Here is a 1,165-nt window from a genome sequence, read left to right as displayed (position 1 = left end):
AGTACTTGTATCATGTTGCTGCATTGCTGTCACTACTCTCTGAAAGAGTTGCGCGTCTCTTTCATGCAGTTTGCCAAGCATAGAGTCCATTTTTGATATCTGAACTTGTAGTTTGTTTACTGCGGTTTGGATTCGTGGTTTTAATGCACCTTGAGGTTTTATTGTCTCACGGAGTTTTTCGGTTACACCTGGTGTCTCTTGTCGAGCCCAAGTCTTATCGAAGTTTGGCATGTCAAGTGATTTACAAGTTAACTCTTAATGGACAGAGTAAATTTAGATAAACTTTAGAGTAAATTTAGCTAACAAAATCTAAATCATGATTTAACATACAGATGAACAATGGTTAGAATTGTAGTGTTTGATTCTGGGTTAGGCTCGTTGTCTGTGATAAAACAAATACAAAAACAATTCAAATGCAGCATAATCTACTTTGCAGATTCAAAAAACTATCCATATGGAAAAAAATCAATCAAATTACTCAACGAAATTACATTACAAACAATTATGACACTTCAAAATTCATTCAAACCAAATTTGATTATAGTTGGTTCAAATACTTTATCCCTCACATTAAATTCACGCCCAAGAAATATTATTTCTGTACTACCACCAATAAGTGAAGCAAAAAAAATCACAAAATCAAAAACTATTGCAATATTAGCAACAGAATCAATTGTAAAGAGTAAATTACTTGAAAAATATTTAGATTTATTTAATACAAATGGATTAAAAATTTTCAAAATAAACGCATCAGCGTTAGTTGAATTAGTTGAATCAGGAAAATTTTATTCAAATCCAGAGTCTTGCAAAACCATAATCGAAAAAACTCTTAGTTCCATGTTAATTAAAAACAATATAGATGTAGTAATATTGTCTAGTACACATTTACCATTTCTTTTAAAATTTTTAAAAGATGTTTTTCCTACTGTGACTTTTCTAGATCCAAGCATTCTATTAGCTAAAAAACTAAAACGAAAGTATTCTAATCAAAGTAAAAAAAGAAATTGTTTACAAATATTTACTTCTGGAAACATCAAATTACTTGAAAATAAACTTGAACATCTTGGAATTAAAAACAAAATTTCTAAATTAACTTAGTAAATTATAATTCATATATATTTTTAAGTTCAAAATATTTAATCCATTTAAAAAAATATGATCAATC

Annotated in this window: 1 protein-coding gene and 1 pseudogene; one reads left to right on the top strand and one right to left on the bottom strand. The window is 28.2% G+C overall.

What is annotated here, in order from left to right; all coding sequences use genetic code 11:
- Positions 1-231, bottom strand: a pseudogene (locus BG20_RS10950) (hypothetical protein); the annotation flags it as partial.
- A gap of 108 nt (positions 232-339) precedes the next feature.
- Here BG20_RS10950 and BG20_RS10945 point away from each other — a divergent pair.
- Positions 340-1,098 (top strand): glutamate racemase, encoded by a 759-nt coding sequence (locus tag BG20_RS10945; protein WP_010195357.1) that lies wholly within the window; start codon positions 340-342, stop codon positions 1,096-1,098.
- Positions 1,099-1,165: the final 67 nt, after the last annotated feature.

Origin of the sequence: Candidatus Nitrosarchaeum limnium BG20, from assembly GCF_000241145.1 — an archaeon.
GTDB classification, from domain to species: domain Archaea; phylum Thermoproteota; class Nitrososphaeria; order Nitrososphaerales; family Nitrosopumilaceae; genus Nitrosarchaeum; species Nitrosarchaeum limnae.
This window is presented reverse-complemented; position numbering and strand designations above follow the sequence as displayed.